This window comes from Rhizobium sp. LEGMi-198b (assembly GCF_054114205.1).
The window spans coordinates 491604-508677 of record NZ_JBSYVH010000002.1; the positions used below are offsets into that span (position 1 = coordinate 491604).

Annotated in this window: 14 protein-coding genes; 5 read left to right on the forward strand and 9 right to left on the reverse strand. The window is 59.5% G+C overall.

Annotation, left to right across the window (positions count from 1 at the left end; genetic code table 11):
- Positions 1-147 precede the first annotated feature (147 nt).
- Together tdh and ACXHXG_RS09075 are read right to left on the reverse strand one after the other, a co-directional pair.
- Positions 148-1185: an L-threonine 3-dehydrogenase gene (gene tdh, locus ACXHXG_RS09070; protein WP_457899086.1), complete on the reverse strand. Its 1038-nt coding sequence runs from the start codon at positions 1183-1185 to the stop codon at positions 148-150.
- Between the two features lie 21 nt (positions 1186-1206).
- Positions 1207-2394 (reverse strand): glycine C-acetyltransferase, encoded by a 1188-nt coding sequence (locus ACXHXG_RS09075; RefSeq protein ID WP_457899087.1) that lies wholly within the window; start codon positions 2392-2394, stop codon positions 1207-1209.
- 221 nt (positions 2395-2615) lie between these two features.
- On the opposite strand from ACXHXG_RS09075, the gene ACXHXG_RS09080 reads away from it, so the two are divergent.
- A complete protein-coding gene (locus tag ACXHXG_RS09080) occupies positions 2616-3386 on the forward strand; it encodes an SDR family oxidoreductase (RefSeq protein WP_457899088.1) in 771 nt (256 codons plus the stop codon).
- Between the two features lie 20 nt (positions 3387-3406).
- On the opposite strand, the gene recQ is transcribed toward ACXHXG_RS09080, so the two are convergent.
- Positions 3407-5287, reverse strand: coding sequence for a DNA helicase RecQ (gene recQ / locus ACXHXG_RS09085; RefSeq protein WP_457899089.1), 1881 nt, complete (start codon positions 5285-5287; stop codon positions 3407-3409).
- Positions 5288-5294: 7 nt separating this feature from the next.
- Positions 5295-7286: a DNA primase gene (dnaG, locus tag ACXHXG_RS09090; RefSeq protein WP_457899090.1), complete on the reverse strand. Its 1992-nt coding sequence runs from the start codon at positions 7284-7286 to the stop codon at positions 5295-5297.
- Positions 7287-7857: 571 nt separating this feature from the next.
- On the opposite strand from dnaG, the gene ACXHXG_RS09095 reads away from it, so the two are divergent.
- Positions 7858-8100 (forward strand): hypothetical protein, encoded by a 243-nt coding sequence (locus tag ACXHXG_RS09095; RefSeq protein ID WP_457899091.1) that lies wholly within the window; start codon positions 7858-7860, stop codon positions 8098-8100.
- A 347-nt stretch (positions 8101-8447) separates the two neighbouring features.
- Positions 8448-9350: a hypothetical protein gene (locus ACXHXG_RS09100; protein WP_457899092.1), complete on the forward strand. Its 903-nt coding sequence runs from the start codon at positions 8448-8450 to the stop codon at positions 9348-9350.
- Here the strand turns inward: ACXHXG_RS09100 and ACXHXG_RS09105 are convergent.
- Positions 9331-9783 carry a GatB/YqeY domain-containing protein gene (locus ACXHXG_RS09105; protein ID WP_457899093.1) on the reverse strand — a complete coding sequence of 151 codons (453 nt, stop codon included), beginning with the start codon at positions 9781-9783 and terminating at the stop codon, positions 9331-9333. The two genes, ACXHXG_RS09100 and ACXHXG_RS09105, sit on opposite strands and share 20 nt — an antisense overlap.
- A gap of 308 nt (positions 9784-10091) precedes the next feature.
- Between ACXHXG_RS09105 and carA the strand changes: the two genes are divergently transcribed.
- On the forward strand, positions 10092-11300 hold the full coding sequence (carA, locus tag ACXHXG_RS09110; RefSeq protein WP_457899094.1) for a glutamine-hydrolyzing carbamoyl-phosphate synthase small subunit: 1209 nt from the start codon (positions 10092-10094) through the stop codon (positions 11298-11300).
- Between the two features lie 102 nt (positions 11301-11402).
- Here carA and ACXHXG_RS09115 read toward each other — a convergent pair whose 3' ends face one another.
- The 4 genes from ACXHXG_RS09115 to ACXHXG_RS09130 form a co-directional block, all read right to left on the reverse strand.
- Positions 11403-11975 carry an EVE domain-containing protein gene (locus tag ACXHXG_RS09115; protein WP_104823695.1) on the reverse strand — a complete coding sequence of 191 codons (573 nt, stop codon included), beginning with the start codon at positions 11973-11975 and terminating at the stop codon, positions 11403-11405.
- Positions 11976-12071: 96 nt separating this feature from the next.
- Complete coding sequence (locus ACXHXG_RS09120; protein ID WP_457899095.1) at positions 12072-13469, reverse strand: MATE family efflux transporter; 1398 nt, start codon at positions 13467-13469, stop codon at positions 12072-12074.
- A gap of 145 nt (positions 13470-13614) precedes the next feature.
- Positions 13615-14871 carry a TCR/Tet family MFS transporter gene (locus ACXHXG_RS09125; protein WP_457899096.1) on the reverse strand — a complete coding sequence of 419 codons (1257 nt, stop codon included), beginning with the start codon at positions 14869-14871 and terminating at the stop codon, positions 13615-13617.
- Positions 14872-15035: 164 nt separating this feature from the next.
- Positions 15036-15947 (reverse strand): LysR family transcriptional regulator, encoded by a 912-nt coding sequence (locus ACXHXG_RS09130; protein ID WP_457899097.1) that lies wholly within the window; start codon positions 15945-15947, stop codon positions 15036-15038.
- A 115-nt stretch (positions 15948-16062) separates the two neighbouring features.
- On the opposite strand from ACXHXG_RS09130, the gene ACXHXG_RS09135 reads away from it, so the two are divergent.
- On the forward strand, positions 16063-17055 hold the full coding sequence (locus tag ACXHXG_RS09135) for an aldo/keto reductase (RefSeq protein WP_457899098.1): 993 nt from the start codon (positions 16063-16065) through the stop codon (positions 17053-17055).
- Positions 17056-17074: the final 19 nt, after the last annotated feature.

Below are 17074 nucleotides of genomic sequence, written 5' to 3' on the forward strand. Positions count from 1 at the left end.
AAAGCCTTATCCACAGGCCCAACACGCCCAGAAACAATTGCTTCCCGTATTTAGGAAGTCCCCGCGCGTTGACAAGGGCAGGCCCATGAAACCACCCGCATTTCCGCAGTTCGCGGCAATGCTGATGCGGCCGGGCCACGAATTTGGTCAAATCCAGTCCATTACCACCTTGCCGGAATTACCAGAACGCATGGCTTCAAAGCCATCGCGGAAATCATCGATGTGGATGCGATGGGTAATGACCGGCGAGACGTCGAGCCCGCCTTGAACGAAGGCGATCATCTTGTACCAGGTCTCGAACATCTCGCGGCCATAGATGCCCTTCAGATTGAGCATCTTGAAAATCACCTTGTTCCAGTCGATCTCGAAGCCGGCCGGCGCGATGCCGAGAATGGCGATCTTGCCGCCATTGTTCATCTTGTCGATCATGTCGCGGAAAGCGGGCGCGGCACCCGACATTTCCAGACCGACATCGAAACCTTCGGTCATACCGATAGACTTCATTACATCGGCCAAGTTTTCCTTCGAGGCGTCGACGACATACTCGATACCGAGCTTGCGGGCGAGCGCCAGCCGATTCGGATTGATATCGGTGATGACCACCTTGCGTGCGCCCGAACGCCTGGCGACCATGGCGCCCATGATGCCGATCGGCCCCGCGCCGGTAACCAGCACATCCTCGCCCACCAGATCGAAGGAAAGCGCGGTGTGCACGGCATTGCCGAAGGGATCGAAGATCGCCGCCACTTCATCCGGGATATCGTCAGGGATCTGCACGACGTTGCTTTCCGGAATGCAGACGAATTCGCCGAAGGAGCCCGGGCGATTGACCCCGACGCCCAGCGTATTGCGGCAGAGATGTCCCCTGCCCGCCCGGCAGTTGCGGCACTTACCGCAAACGATATGTCCTTCGCCGGAGACACGCTCGCCGACATGATATTTCGTCACCGCCGAGCCGATCTCCGCAATCTCGCCGCAGAATTCGTGACCGACGACCATCGGCACCGGAATGGTCTTCTGCGCCCACTGGTCCCAGTTCCAAATATGCACATCCGTGCCGCAGATCGCCGATTTCCTGACCCGGATCAGCACATCGTTCGGCCCGACCTCGGGAACCGGCACATTCTCCATCCACAGCCCGACTTCCGGCTTCGATTTGACCAACGCCTTCATCATGTTCGACATGAGCTGCCGTCTCCATCCGATTCAAATGATTCCGAGTTCGCGTCCCGCCTCGGCAAAAGCTGCAATCGCGCGCTCGACATCGGCCTTCGAATGCGCCGCCGACATTTGCGTGCGGATGCGCGCCTGACCCTTCGGCACGACCGGGAAGGAGAAGCCGATGACGTAAACGCCCTTTTTCAGCATCAGCGCCGCCATCTCCTGCGCTAGCTTGGCATCGCCGAGCATGACGGGGATGATCGGGTGATCGGCGCCGGCCAGCGTGAAACCGAGCTTGGTCATTTCGCTGCGGAAGAACTTGGCATTGCCACGGAGCCGGTCGCGCAGATCGCTGCCGTTTTCGATCAGATCAAAGACTTTCAGCGAAGCAGCCGCGATGACCGGAGCCAGCGTGTTTGAGAAGAGATAGGGGCGCGAACGCTGCCGCAGCCAATCGATAATCTCGGCTTTTGCGGAGGTATATCCACCCGATGCCCCACCGAGCGCCTTGCCAAGCGTACCGGTGATGATGTCGACCCTGCCCTCGACGCCGCAATGTTCCGGCGAACCGCGACCATGATCGCCGACGAAGCCGACGGCATGGCTGTCATCGACCATGACCATCGCACCATATTGTTCGGCAAGATCGCAGACGCCCTCGAGATTGGCGATGATGCCATCCATGGAGAAAACACCGTCGGTGGCAATCAGCTTGAAACGGCTGCCCTCGGCCTTCTTCAGCTCCTCTTCCAGGGCCGCCATGTCGTTATTGGCGTAACGAAAGCGCTTCGCCTTGGAGAGGCGCACACCGTCGATGATCGAGGCGTGGTTGAGCGCATCGGAGATGATCGCATCCTCCTCCGACAGCAGCGTCTCGAACAACCCGCCATTGGCATCGAAACAGGAGGAATAAAGGATCGTGTCTTCCATGCCGAGAAAGGCCGATATCCGTGCCTCAAGCTGCTTGTGCTCTTCCTGCGTTCCGCAGATGAAGCGCACCGAGGCCATGCCGTAGCCATAGCGATCGAGCGCCTTCTTCGCCGCTTCGGCCAGCTCCTCGTTGTCGGCGAGGCCAAGATAGTTGTTGGCGCAGAAATTCAGAACCCGCTCGCCGCCCACGACGGCAATCTCGCCTGCCTGCTTGGAGGTGATGACGCGCTCGGATTTATAGAGGCCTGCATCCTTCAGACCGGCAAGTTCTGTACGCAAATGGGATATGAATTCAGAGGTCATCGTCGCATTCCGATGCTGGTCGTGGGCGGAGACGGCCCGAGAAATAACACAGGATTTGGTTTCTTGCTGCATTCAGCAGCGGCAAAAATACGCGAGGCATTGACGCTCATACGATATAGCAGTGAACGACACGGTATTGCTCGTAACTATTGCAAAAATTATTTGACTGAGTCCACTATTTGCCTGCAAACATAATGCCAGTTCTGTCTGGTGAGGATGTGATGAGCATATTCCATAGGTTTTCGCTCGAGGGTCGGGTCGCGCTCGTCACCGGTAGTGGTCGCGGTCTCGGTCTGGAGATGGCGAAGGCGCTTGCCGGCGCAGGAGCGCATGTCGTCATCAACGGACGTACGGCTGCGACGCTAGACAGCGCCGTGGAAACCATTCGTGCGGCAGGCGGCACCGCCGAAGCCGCCGCTTTCGACATCGCCGATCACGAGGCGCAGCGTGCGACAATGGCGGATATCGAAAGGAACCACGGCCGGCTCGACATACTGATCAACAATGTCGGCGCCCGTGACAGACGCCCGCTGGCCGACTTCGACGACGAAGCGATCCTTGCCCTCCTCAACACGGATCTGGCTGCCTCGATCACGCTCTCGCGCAACGCTGCACGCCTGATGAAACGTCATGGTCATGGACGGTTGATCTCGGTAACCTCGATCAGCGGCCATGTCGCCATGCCGGGAGACTGCGTCTACCCTGCGGCCAAACAAGGGCTCACTGGCCTTATGCGCGGCATGGCCGTGGAATTTGGCCCGCACGGCATCACAAGCAATGCCATCGCACCGGGTTGGTTCGCGACGGAAACGAACGCCGCGATGGCGGCGAACGAAGAGCTTATGCCCTTCGTGCGCCAGCGCATTCCCGTTCAACGCTGGGGCCGTCCTGACGAGATCGCCGGCGCCGCACTGTTTCTCGCCAGCGACGCCGCCTCCTTTGTCAACGGTCATGTGCTGACCGTCGACGGCGGCATGACCGTCAGGATGTGAGTGCGCCTGGCGAGAAGGTGTCACCGATCGGTGAAATTCTCTATCGCCTTCAAGAACGCATCCCCATAGCGCTCCAGCTTCGCCTGCCCCACGCCCGAAATGCCCAGGAGCGCATCGCGGCTCGTCGGTCGCTCCGTAGCAAAAGCAATCAGTGTTGTATCCGGGAACACGACATAGGGCGGCACGCCGAGCGCCTTGGCGATCCTCGCGCGCTCGCTTCTCAACGCTTCGAACAATGGCTGCGCCTCGCTCGACAGGCTTGACTGCCGCTTCTCGATCCGCCCTGCCTTCTTGGTGCGCCGGCCCGTCTCCGGCCGATCCTTGCGGAAGAAAACCTGACGCTCGCGTTTGAAGACCGCCCGCGCCTCCGGCTCCAGCTTCATCGCGCCGAAAGCAGTATGATCGATGCTGACAAAGCCACTCGCCAGCAGTTGTCGGAAGACGGACTGCCAGATGCGCGAGGGAATATCCTTACCCGCCCCGAAGACCGGCATGTTCACATGGCCGAAACGCTCGGTCTTCTCATTGACCGTCCCCATCAACACATCGATGACATGGCCGGTGCCGAAACGTTCGCCGGTCCGGTAGACGGCAGCGAGCGCCTTGATCGCCGCCTCGGTGCCGTCCCAGGTTTCGACCGGTTTCAGGCAAGTATCACAATTGCCGCAACCGCCGGCGTGAGGTTCGCCGAAATGCGCAAGGATTGCCTGGCGTCGGCAGCCGGCCGTCTCGCAGATCGCGAGCAATGCGTTCAGCTTCGCGCGCTCGACGCGCTTGATCTCTTCCGCTGCATTGCCCTCGTCGATCATCCGCCGCCGCTGGATGACGTCGGCCATGCCGTAAGCCATCCAGACTTCGGACGGCAAGCCGTCGCGGCCCGCGCGTCCCGTCTCCTGATAATAGGCCTCGACGGAGCCGGGAAGATCGAGATGGGCGACATAGCGGACATTCGGCTTGTCGATGCCCATGCCGAAGGCGACCGTTGCCACCAGGCAAAGATCCTCTTCCTTCAGGAAGGCATCCTGGTTGGCGTCGCGGACCGATCGATCCATGCCGGCGTGATAGGCAAGCGCGCGAATGCCCTGCCCGTTCAGCCACTCCGCGGTATCCTCGACCTTGGCCCGCGACAGGCAATAGACAATCCCGCTATCGCCACGATGACCATCGAGGAAACGCAGCAATTGTTGGCGCGGCTGATCGCGCTCGACGATCTCATAGGTGATGTTCGGCCGGTCGAAGCTGGTGGTGAAAACCTTGGCATTATCGAGCGCCAGCCTCTCGATGATGTCGTCGCGCGTATGCGGATCGGCCGTCGCCGTCAACGCGATGCGCGGCACATCGGGAAAGAGCTCCGCAAGCCTGCCGAGATCACGGTATTCCGGGCGAAAATCATGTCCCCATTGCGAGACGCAATGCGCCTCGTCGATGGCGAACAAGGCAATCTTCGCCTTGGCGATCATCTGGCTGAAGCCATCCGTCAAAATGCGTTCCGGTGTGACGTAGAGCAGATCGAGCGTTCCGCTGGAGATAGCGCGATAGACATCGCTTGCCTCTTCCCGCGACAAGGACGAGTTCAACGCCGCCGCGCGGATACCGAGCTGCTTCATCGCCTCGACCTGGTCGCGCATCAGGGCGATCAATGGCGAAACGACGATGCCGACGCCTTGGCGGCACAAGGCCGGAATCTGGAAACACAGCGATTTGCCGGCGCCGGTCGGAAACAGCACGACCGCGTCGCCGCCGGAAACCACATGGTCGACCACCTGCTGCTGCTTGCCGCGAAAGGCGGAATAGCCATAGACCCGCTTGAGGATATCGAGCGGCGCGGCTCCGAAGCCGCGGTTGCCGAACAGCGCATCGTCGGCGGAAAATCGCTGCTCCTGTCGATCTGGCTGTGACATCTATCCCCTATTTCCCCGCGGACCCTTTGATGCGGCCGGAAAGCACGCCAAACCCATCGATGATCGCTTCCTGGTTTTCCAGGCGCAAAGCTTCGAGCTGCACTTCCTGCAAAGCGCGCATGAGCTGTTCGATGAGGTCGCCATCGCCGTCTTCCGTTGCCTCGGCAATTGCGCTTTGCAGCTCGATCTTGTGCCAACGCAATGCTTTCGAGCGCTTGTGAAGCGCAAGCGCCTGACGATAGCCCTCCCGCGCATCTTCCGTCGCGGCTTCCTCAGTCGCCGTCCAGAGGCGGGCATTGCGCACCTGCTGGTCGAGGCTCTTCAGCAATGCGGCAAAACCCTGCTCTTCCAACTGTTCGAGCAGCCGTTCGCGATTGAGCTGCGGGCCGGCCATTGCTGCTGCCGTACCCAACAAGGCGGACCACAGACGCTGCAATTCGCGACTTTCGTAGTCGATCGCGGCGATCTCATCATATTCGTCCTGCAGCAGCAGCGGATGATTGACGATGGTCAACGCCAATACGCTCTCGCGCAGCCCTGGTATGTCCTGATGACCCTTGATCATGCCCGAACGCGTCAAGCGATCAGACGCCGTCACATTGTTGGCCGGCTGCCGATCCCGGCCCGGCCCGCCGCGACCGCCGAAATTGCGGCCATTGCCGTCGCGGGAAAAGCCGCGTCCCTGCTGATTGCCGCCGCGCTGAAACTGCGGCTGAAACAGGCCGTTCAGCCGATCGCGCATGTCCTGCTGATAGTGCCGGCGGACGTTCTCGTCTGATATGACCGAAACCATCTGTTTCAGTCGCGCCTCAAGTTCGGCGCGCGCCTCCGGCGTATCGAAGGCGCCGCTGCCTGCTTCGCGGCTCCAGATCATTTCCGCCAGCGGCTTTGCCTGTGCCATCACCTTGTCGAAAGGCGCGCGGCCTTCATGGCGGACAAGATCATCCGGGTCCTTTCCATCCGGCAAAAGCGCGAAACGGACGGTGCGGCCTGGTTTGATATGCGGCAGCGCCAGATCGGCAGCGCGATTGGCGGCGCGAATGCCGGCGCCGTCTCCATCGAAGCAGAGCACCGGCTGGGGCGTCATCTTCCATAGAAGTTCGAGCTGGTTTTCCGTCAGCGCCGTGCCGAGCGGCGCGACGGCATTCTCGATCCCGGCCTGATGCAGCGCGATGACATCCATATAGCCTTCGACGGCGATGATCGTTCCCGCGCCGTCATTCCCCTGGGCGGCACGGCGCGCGCGCGTGAAATTGTAGAGTACATTGCCCTTGTGAAAGAGTTCCGTCTCATTGGAATTGAGATATTTCGCCGGCGCATCCGGCGACATGGCGCGGCCGCCGAAGGCGATCACCTTTTCGCGCGAAGATAGGATCGGGAACATGATGCGATCGCGAAAACGGTCGTAGGAGACCGGCACATTCTCATGCACGACCAAGCCACAGGCTTCCATCTGTTCTTTCAATACGCCTTTGCCGGCTAAAAACTCCTTGAGCGCATTACGGCTGTCCGGCGAGTAGCCAAGGCGGAAGGTCTCAATGGTGCGACCGGTCAGGCCGCGGTCGCGCAGATAGGCGCGTGCCCTGGCACCGTTTGCCGTCTGGAGCTGATCCTGAAAGAACTGCGTCGCCATTTCCATGACGTCGAGCAGCGACGTGCGTTCCTTTTCGCGCTTTGCTTCCATGGGATCGGCGACCGGCATGGCAACGCCTGCCATGTCGGCGATCAGCTGCACCGCTTCGGGAAAACTAAGCCCCTCGAGTTCGGTCAGGAAACGGAAATGATCGCCCGTGACGCCGCAGCCGAAGCAATGGTAACGGCCCTTGCGGTCTTCACAGTGGAAGCTCGGTGATTTTTCGCCATGGAACGGGCAGCAGGCCCAATAGTCACCCCGCGGCACATTGGTCTTGCGCCGGTCCCAGGTCACACGTCGACCGATCACGTCCGAAATGGGAACGCGGTCGCGAATCTCATCGAGAAACGTATTGGAAAATCGCATGACTACCTCTGGCCTGCCCCCATATAATCAGGAACCGAGCGCATTGCCACGAGAACCCTCCGCCACGCCCGCTATTCACAGCCCTCTTCATGCGGCGGTCGAATTCAACCTTTCCGATCACAACTCCGTGAAAACCTCGGCTCAATTCATGTTCGCGCGCTTGCTTGGATGGCGGTTTTGGCATCGTCTGAGGCAGGGCCCAAGGAAAGCTTTGCAGCTTGTATGTGCATCACGGAAACGCGGCTACACAGCCTGGCCGCGCAAAAAAAATCTGAAAAAGCAAAGAGTTACTGATTATCAGGGTGAATAACCAAGAGCGTACGACGACGCAGGCGCAATCATTATCGAAGATCGAAAGGCGCGCGATCCTGCGCGCTGGTGGCGCATTTGGGGCATAGTTCGTAAGCCAAACATTATTTTTTTGTAATTTGATTGTTGGTGTGCGCCGCAATAGCGTTCTTCTCACGGGGCGAGACAAGCCGGCGAAGAAAATGCTTCGCGACGCGACATGCCTAGACGTCCCGCTGGACTGGAAACCTAAGGTACAGGTTTTCTGTTTAGGAGAATTCAAATGCGCGTTTTGCTCGTACCCTTTGCTGCCGCCGCCCTCTTCGCCACGGCCACCTATGGCTCGGCTACGATGACGGACGGTGTGGCTCCTGCGGCTACTGGCAACGTGCTTTATACCGATGCCGGCTACCAGCTGCCTGTTGATATGAAAGTTCCGGCTCTCAAGGCCGGCATCAAAATTCAAGTATCCTGGCTGGAGTCGCAAGGCATGGATTTGCCCCAGCAAGTCAGGATCATCAGGTAAAGTTCACCCCATACCCAGGTGAGGCACCATCCCTACCCCCGGCGCCGCCTCACCTGGGTGCCTTTGCAATAGACGTTTGATTTTTGGGCCCCACCCTGCGTTATCAAACGGCTGCAAAGCGCAAGAAGGCAGGAGCTCCCCCAGCTCCTGCCTTCTTTATTTGCGGTCAAGGCTGATGAGAGACGCGCAAAGCTTGGTGTCGCTTTCGTCCGCCGCCGTCAGCTCGTCAAATCTGTAGCCGCCGCAAGTATATTAGAAACTTTCAATTTTACGCCACAGCATCCAAATTCAATTGACAATTGATACTGCGATGCCAATGAATTCCCTAATTCATCGGAAATCACTATATGTCGTTCGCTGCGGAAGAGCTTACCTCTGACCTTGGTTTCTTCACAGCTGTTCTCGGCTGCGCGCGGGAGATGGTTGCCGCCTACGCTGACAATCCACGCGCAAGCTCAATTTTTGCTTCGCAGCAGCGCTGGCTGATGGCCCAAGCTGGCCTCGGACTGTATTACGGCGGAATCGATGGAGAGCAGCCGGGCTTGTATGCCCGCCGCTTTGTCGATTACGTTCTCAAACATGAGATCGCCAGCCACAATACGGCGCTGAGCTTCATCCAGGAAATGTTGACCTACCGCTTTTTGCGTTATCTGGCCGATCCACCAATCAAGCGTCTGCGACCAATAGAGCCGACCGAAGCGGCGGTGGAACATCTATCGAAATGGTTTTATATCCATCTGATGGTGCTCGACAGCCTGGATGGCGGCAACCGGATAGCAACTTTTGTCGAGCGACCGGAGATCATTGCGGCGCTGCAGCCGGCAATCGCAGCAAGAATCATTGCCAACGACCGGGTGCGTCATCCCGGCGAGACCTTCGATCTCTTCACTTGGGCAAATTCCGGCGGCGTGGTGATGGACTACCTGATGTCCCGCATCGCAACGATCGATCCGACAGCGGCAAGAATGGTCATCGGCCCGATTTCGTTCACCGAAATCTGCGACCGATTCCTAATCTCAAGAACGCATGTGAAGCGGCTGATGAGCAAGGCATCGAGTATGGGAAGCGTGGGCTGGACCGGTAGTCCGGGCAAGAGCCACTTCTGGCTCTCGCGCGGCTTCATTCAGGAATATTGGGATTACCAGACGGAAAAATTCGCCATCATCGGCGCCGTCTGGGAAGAGGCCTTCGGCGCGCAGCCCGAGCCAGCGCCGACGGAGCCACCAATACTTACTTCAGCAGCTCTTTGAGAATCCCCGAAGCCTTGGCGAAATCCATCTGCCCGGCATAGCGCTCGCGCAGGGCAGCGACGCACTTGCCCATGTCCTTCAGGCCTTGCGCACCGAGCTCGGCGACGACAGCGACGCAGATCTCGCGCACCTTCTCGTCGGAAAGCTGCTCGGGCATGAAGCCCTGGATAACAGCGATTTCCTCGCGCTCCTTGTCGGCCAGTTCCGGGCGGCCACCATCGATGTAGATCTTCACCGACTCTTCGCGCTGCTTGATCATCTTGGCGAGCAACTGCAAAATCTCGTCGTCACTCGCCTGTTCCTTGCCGAGACCACGATTGGCGATGTCCTTGTCCTTAATCGCGGCGAGGATGAGGCGCACGGTCGAAAGCCTCGCCGCGTCCTTGGCCCTCATGGCACCCTTCTGGGCGGTGGAAAGCGTTTCGCGGATCATGTCTTAAACTCCCTAAGCAGGCCGGCGACGATCGCCCAGCCTCTCATTTCATGTTGCCAGTCTCATAGACCATGAGCGGCGATCAATGCAATTACGTCCGGGCGATCGAAAGCTGGCGAATTCCTTGGCAGGAAACGAACGGGGCGCATTGACCGACACGCCTTGTTTGGCTATGTCCAGCACCTGCACATTAGATCGATATGAAGGTCTCAAGCCGCGACGCACGTCGCCGGCTGCAATCTGCGACAAACATGGCGGAAGCCCCCGGTCTTTTCAAGGCCGCGCACGACGCCGGAAACGGGATGATAATGACCGCGACAGCCCCATGGACAACTGAAAAGCCGAGTGCTCTGCTCGTTCTCGCTGACGGCACCGTGATCGAAGGCAAGGGCATCGGCGCGACCGGCAAGGTCCAGGCCGAAGTCTGCTTCAATACGGCGCTGACAGGTTACGAGGAAATTCTGACCGACCCCTCCTATCTCGGTCAGATCGTTACCTTCACCTTTCCCCACATCGGCAATGTCGGCACCAACGACGAAGACATCGAAGATCTGACGCATGCCGCCCGCCACGGCGCCGTCGGCGTCATCTTCAAGGCCGATATCACCGATCCTTCGAACTATCGCGCCGCAAAGCATCTCGACCAGTGGCTGAAGGCTCGCGGTATCATCGGCATGTGCGGCATCGACACCCGCGCGCTGACCGCCTGGATCCGCGAAAACGGCATGCCGAACGGCGTCATCGCCCATGACCCGAACGGCGTCTTCGACATCGAGCAGTTGAAGGCGGATGCGAAGGCTTGGAGCGGCTTGGAAGGCCTAGATCTCGCAAAGGTCGCCACTTCAGGCCAATCGTCGCAATGGGCGCAGACGCCCTGGATCTGGAACGAAGGCTATGGCGCACTCAATGCCGACGACGCCAAATATCACGTCGTCTGCCTCGACTACGGCGTCAAGCGCAACATCCTGCGCCTCTTCTCCGGCCTCGACTGCAAGGTCACCGTATTGCCGGCAACCGCATCCACCGATGACGTGCTGGCGCTGAAGCCCGACGGCATTTTCCTGTCGAACGGTCCCGGCGACCCCGCGGCAACCGGCGAATATGCCGTGCCTGTCATCAAGGACCTGCTGAAGACGGAAATCCCGTTGTTCGGCATCTGCCTCGGTCACCAGATGCTCGGCCTCGCGCTCGGCGCCAAGACGGCGAAGATGCATCAGGGCCATCATGGCGCCAACCACCCGGTCAAGGATCACACCACGGGCAAGGTCGAGATCGTCTCGATGAATCACGGCTTCGCAGTCGACTCGAACAGCCTTCCGGAAGGCGTTGAAGAGACTCACATTTCTCTTTTCGACGGCAGCAATTGCGGCCTGCGCGTTGCCGGCAAGCCGGTCTTCTCCGTGCAGCACCACCCGGAAGCTTCCCCGGGCCCGCAGGACAGCCACTACCTCTTCCGCCGCTTCGTCAATCTCGTGCGCGAGAAGAAGGGCGAACCGGCTTTGGCCGAGCGCGCCTGAGCACACCGACTGCCCGAATCCATAAAAAGAAGCCTCGGATTGGCAAACAATCCGAGGCTTTTTTTGTGTGTCGACTTGGGAGGAATATGTCTTCACATCGGCTTACGCCTGCAGGCGACGCTGCTTCACGACTTCCAACTCGCTCGTCATGATCTCCTGCAGGAATTCAAAATCGGACGCGCCAAAGGCGACAAGCCCGAACCTCAGTTTGTAGCCCCAGTTCTTGTCTTGGGTAAAATCCAGCCAGCCCAGCAATGGACGGAGCGGCTGTTCGGGCGCATCGAGCCAGTCGACATCGCGGCGATAGGCCTTTCCACAATCCATCTGCGCCGGATACGGCTCGCCCTCACGGACATAGCCAATGGCTGTGAAGCTCTGGAAACCGTCCTTGCCTCCCATCGTTATCGATGGAGAATAATAGATGATACCGTCACCGGGCTTGATGCGCTTCAGCGGCCCCGGTTTGCCGTGGCAAACCTGCATGAAGCCCTGCTCTTTCCCATGGCGAACATGTTCCGCGCTGGCAACGGCGAGCCAATAGGATTTCTGCACCGGCTCGGGCCGCCGGCCGGACGCGTTGGCGTGCGGGAAGAGGCGAACCATCTTGCCCTGATCAGAGGAATCTTCCCGCGGGAAAAGCGCGGCATCAATATGATCGCTTGCTTTGAATGTCATGGTCATCTCCCGTCGTTGGTATGAGATGACTATAGACGAACATGCTGTCAATTTTTGTCAGCAGTCTCGCCGCCAGATATCAAAATTGGCCGGGCTTCAGCCGGCCAATTTCTCGGAGCGCATCAGGATATAGAATCGCGCGCAGAGCATGGTCGCGGCCGAGCCAAGGCCGAGCAAAAAGCCGATCCAGATGCCGATCCCGCCGAAGCCAAGCGGGAAGGCCAGCAGCCATGCCAGGAAGAAACCGATCGGCCAATAGGCGATCAGCGCCATGATCATCGGTACGCGCGCATCCTTCAGGCCACGCAGCAGACCACTGGCGACCACCTGCAGGCCGTCGACGAGTTGGAACAGGCCAGCCACGACGATCAGCGGCGCCGCATAGGCGAGCACCTGCGGCGCGTCGACCGACTTGACGTCAAGGAACCAGCTTCCGAGCCAGGATGGTGCTGTCGCGAACAGGATGCTGCCGCAGAACGCAATACAACTCGAAACGATGAGCACCACGATGGCTGCCCGCTTCAGCCCGAAGTGATCGCCCTGTCCATGCGCGACACCGACCCGCACGGTCGCCGCCTGGCTGAGGCCGAGCGGGATCATGAAGGCGATCGACGCCCATTGCAGTGCGATACCATGCGCGGCAAGCTCGATCGTGCCGATTTGACCCATCAGCAGCGAAGCGGCCGTGAACAGGCTGACTTCAGCCAAAACCGTGATGCTGATCGGAAAACCAAGGCGAACGACTTCCCACAACGCATGCCAATCCGGCCGCCAAAGACGGACGAAGATTTCATAGCGTCGTGTGTCCTGGCGGCTCTGCACATAGCCGACGATGAATAGAAAGCCCGCCGTCTGCACCGCGACCGACACCATGGCGGCACCACGCAGCCCGAGCGCCGGCATGCCGAAATGGCCGAGCACCAGGCAATAGGCAAGCACGGCGTTCATCACCAGCATGGTGAGGGTGACATAAAGGATGACGCCTGCCCGACCCATGGCGCTGACCAAGGCCCGGATGACGTTGTAGAGCAAGCCCGGCAACACCGCGAAATGGCCGATGGCAATATAATCGCTCGCAAGCTTCGCCACGTCGGGCTTCTGTCCGGCCGCCAATAGGATCTGGTCAGAATAAAGAAAGGCCGGCTGCGCAATCAGCCAATAGATGGTGACGGCCCAGAGGCCCATGCGCAGCGCCCGCCGGATCGACGTGACATCACCCTGACCAAAGGCCTGCGCCACCAACGGCACGACGGCAATGGCGAAACCGGAACCGAAGAGCAGAATCGTAAACAGGAACTGGCCAGCAAGCACCATGGCGGCCAGTTGCTCGGCACCGAGACGACCGATGATCATGACATCGGTCGTATTGATGCCAAGCTGCGCCAGTTGCGCGCCGATCAGCGGGATGCCAAGCGCCAGGGTGGCGCGGAGATGCGCAAACCACGAATTATTGTTGTCGTGCGCGGACAGGCGCGCAGCTACCGGCATATCCATCTCGAAAACTCGGTTTAAGAACGCGCAGACCACCTACCCAAGGGTGCGCAAGATTGTCGGCTTAGCGCAACTTTGCGTGAAAAGCCAGCCGGCAAGGCCTCGATGCTGAAGAATTCATCGTATCATCAAAATATCTGATGAATATTTAGGCCACTTCCTGAACAGCCGGCTCTGCCGCGGCTTTCGGTTCACTCTTCTGCACCCTGGCGACAAAGACGATCACCGCGGCCGCGATCAGGATCGCCGACATGATGAAAGGGGCGCCGGCGAAAACGACCGGCGCGGACGGGTCGGTAAAATAACGGAACAGGTAGGGAAACAGCACCGGCCCTATGATGGCGGTGATGCTGGTCAAGCTGCCGAGAGCGCCTTGCAGTTCGCCCTGCGCCGATGGTGGCACCTTGCTTGCAGCAATGGAGCGCAGCGGCGCGTCCGAGACGTTTTCGATCACGGTGACGACGATCACGGCATAGACCATCCAGCCCTGCCAGGCGAAAGCATATCCCAGCAAGCCGATGCCGGAAAAGGTAAGCCCGAACACCACAGTCTTCCATTCGCCGAGCACCGAAACGATGCGAGGCAGAGCCAGCCCCATCACCAGCGCCATGCCGATGCCGTAGGTGCCGAGCGAAAGGCCGATTTCCAACGAGGTCCATTCATAACGATAGGAGCTGACGAAGGACCAGACCGCCGGAAACACGCCATGCGCCAGCCAGTTGAAGAACATGACAACGAAGACCCAGCCAAGGCCCTGATAGCGGCCCACTTGCCGCAATGCGCCGAGCGGACTGGCGCGCCAAAATTCGAAACGGCGGCGGTTCCTCGCTTCCAGCGTTTCCGGCAGGAGGAAATAGGCACCGATAAAGTTTATGAAGGCCACCGCCGCTGCACCGTAAAAGGGCGCGCGCGGGCCGAATTCCCCAAGGAAACCGCCGATCACAGGTCCAAGGACAAAACCCACGCCGAAGGCCATGCCGATCAGGCCGAAATTCTTAGCCCGGTTCTCGTCATTGCTGATGTCGGCGATATAGGCGGAGCATGTCGAGAAACTCGCTCCGCTGACACCGGCCAGGATGCGACCGGCGAACAATATCCAGTAGCTGCCGGCAATGGCGCAGATGAAATTGTCGATCGCGAAGGTCAACACGGAGGCAAGCAAGATCGGGCGGCGACCGAAACGATCGCTCAAATTGCCGATCAGCGGCGAAAACAGGAATTGCATGGCCGCATAGGCAAGCAATAGCCAGCCGCCATCGGTTGCCGCCTCGCTGACTGAAGCGCCCGTCAGTTCCTCCAGATATTTCGGCATGACCGGCATGATGATGGCGATGCCGATGACGTCGAGGAAGAGGGTGACGAAGACGAGGAAAAGGCCGCGACGGACGAATTTCTGATCGATCATGGAGTTTGCCTATTGGTGGCCCCATCTCCATGAAGAGACAGAACGTGAACGAAAAACCGCAGCGTCCCCCTTACCTAAAGATTTTGCCGGAAACAATGCGTGAACGCTTCAATCTTCCTGATTCACCGACCGATTTTTTTGATCTTTGACATGAGGATGACGCCCTACCCCTCGTTCATCCGCCGCTGCTCCAATTTGAGAAAATCGACGAAGGCTCGAAGCGGTGCCGGCATATGGCGGCGGCTGGCATAATAGAGAAATGGCCCGGGAAAAGCAGTATCCCAGTCTTCGAGAATCGGTATGAGGTCACCGCTTGCAATCTGCGGCGCGACGAACTCCCTGAAGGTTCGGATGATACCAAGTCCCTCCAAGGCGGCGCTGCGCTCGATATCGACGGAGTTGGTGGCGAGAACCATGGGCGGCGAAATGACGATCCTCTCGCCCTCCCTTTCGAACTCCCAGGGAAAGGCAGAGCTGCCGAGGAAACGATGGCGGATACAGCGATGGTCGAGAATGTCGCGCGGGTGCTGGGGCGTACCATTTGCCACAAGGTAGGCCGGCGACGCGGCGGTGACATAGCATTGCTCCCGTGGCCCGATCGGAACGGCGATCATGTCGCGCTCCAGCCGCTCATCGTAACGAATACCGGCATCATAGCCCGCCGCCAGCACGTCGATAAAACTGTCCTCGGCGACGATTTCTACCGAGATACCCGGATAGGCTTTCAGGAAACGGTTGATGATGCCCGGCATGATGACCATGGCTGCCACGGTCGGCACATTGAGCCGCAGAGTGCCGCCAGGACTGTCACGAAATGTGTTGATATCGTCAAGCGCGGTGGCGATCTCGCCCATCGCCGGTCCCAGCCGCTCGATGAGCCGTTCGCCGGCCTCTGTTGGTGTGACGCTGCGGGTGGTACGGTTGAGCAGACGCACGCCGAGCCGCTCCTCGAGCCGCCGCAGCGCCTCGCTCAATGATGATGCGGAGACACGGCGTTTCCGCGCCGCCTCACGAAAACTGCGTTCGCGCGTGACAGCGGCAAAGGCATCGAGATCGGCAAGCGGCAAATCGTTCATTATGCAAAATTCCAAACAACCTGTTTCGATTTACACGGATTATCGCACAACAGCCAATGCAGTAAAACCAATCTCGAAGACGCCCTTGGAGCGCCGCTGATGAAGGAGACCTGAAATGCAGATGCGTCAATTGGGTAAGACCGGCCCCGAAGTGTCCGCCATCGGCCTCGGCTGCATGGGCATGTCCGGCATGTACGGACCATCCGATCGCGCCGAGAGCATTGCCACCATCCACGCCGCCCTCGACGCCGGCATCAACCTACTCGATACCGGCGATTTCTATGGGATGGGCCACAATGAAATGTTGATCGGCGAAGCGATCAAAGGTCTGAAGCGCGACAATTTCCTGCTCAGCGTCAAGTTCGGCGCCTTGCGCGATCCCGCCGGTGCCTGGTTGGGTTATGATGCCCGTCCGGCCGCAATCCGCAACTTTCTCGCCTATACGCTGCAGCGCCTCGGCGTTGACCATATCGATATCTACCGCCCTGCCCGCCTCGATCCGAACGTCCCGATCGAAGAGCAGGTCGGCGCCATGGCCGATCTGATCAAGGCCGGTTATATCAGGCATATCGGCCTCTCCGAGGTCGGCGCCGATACGATCCGCCGTGCTGCGGCCGTGCATCCGATCGCAGATCTGCAAATCGAATATTCGCTGATCTCGCGCGGCATCGAGGATCAGATCCTGCCCACCTGCCGCGAACTCGGCATCGGCATCACCGCCTACGGCGTCCTCTCCCGCGGCCTGATCAGCGGTCACTGGCAGAAGGATGCGGTGCAGAAAGGCGACTTCCGCGCCTTGAGCCCGCGCTTCCAGGCGGGCAATGTCGATAAGAACCTGGAATTGGTGGAAGCACTGCGCCAGATCGCAGATGCCAAGGGCGTTAGCGTCGCCCAGATCGCCATCGCCTGGGTCGACGCCCAAGGCGCGGACATCATCCCGCTCATTGGTGCCCGCCGCCGCGATCGCCTGACCGAGGCTCTCGGCTCGTTATCCGTCCAATTGTCCGAAGCGGATTTCTCAGCGATCGAACGCGCAGTCCCGAAGGACGCCGCCGCCGGCGGTCGCTATCCGGAAGCGCAGTTGGCGCATATGGATAGCGAGAAGTAGGAAACGTCACCTTCTCCCC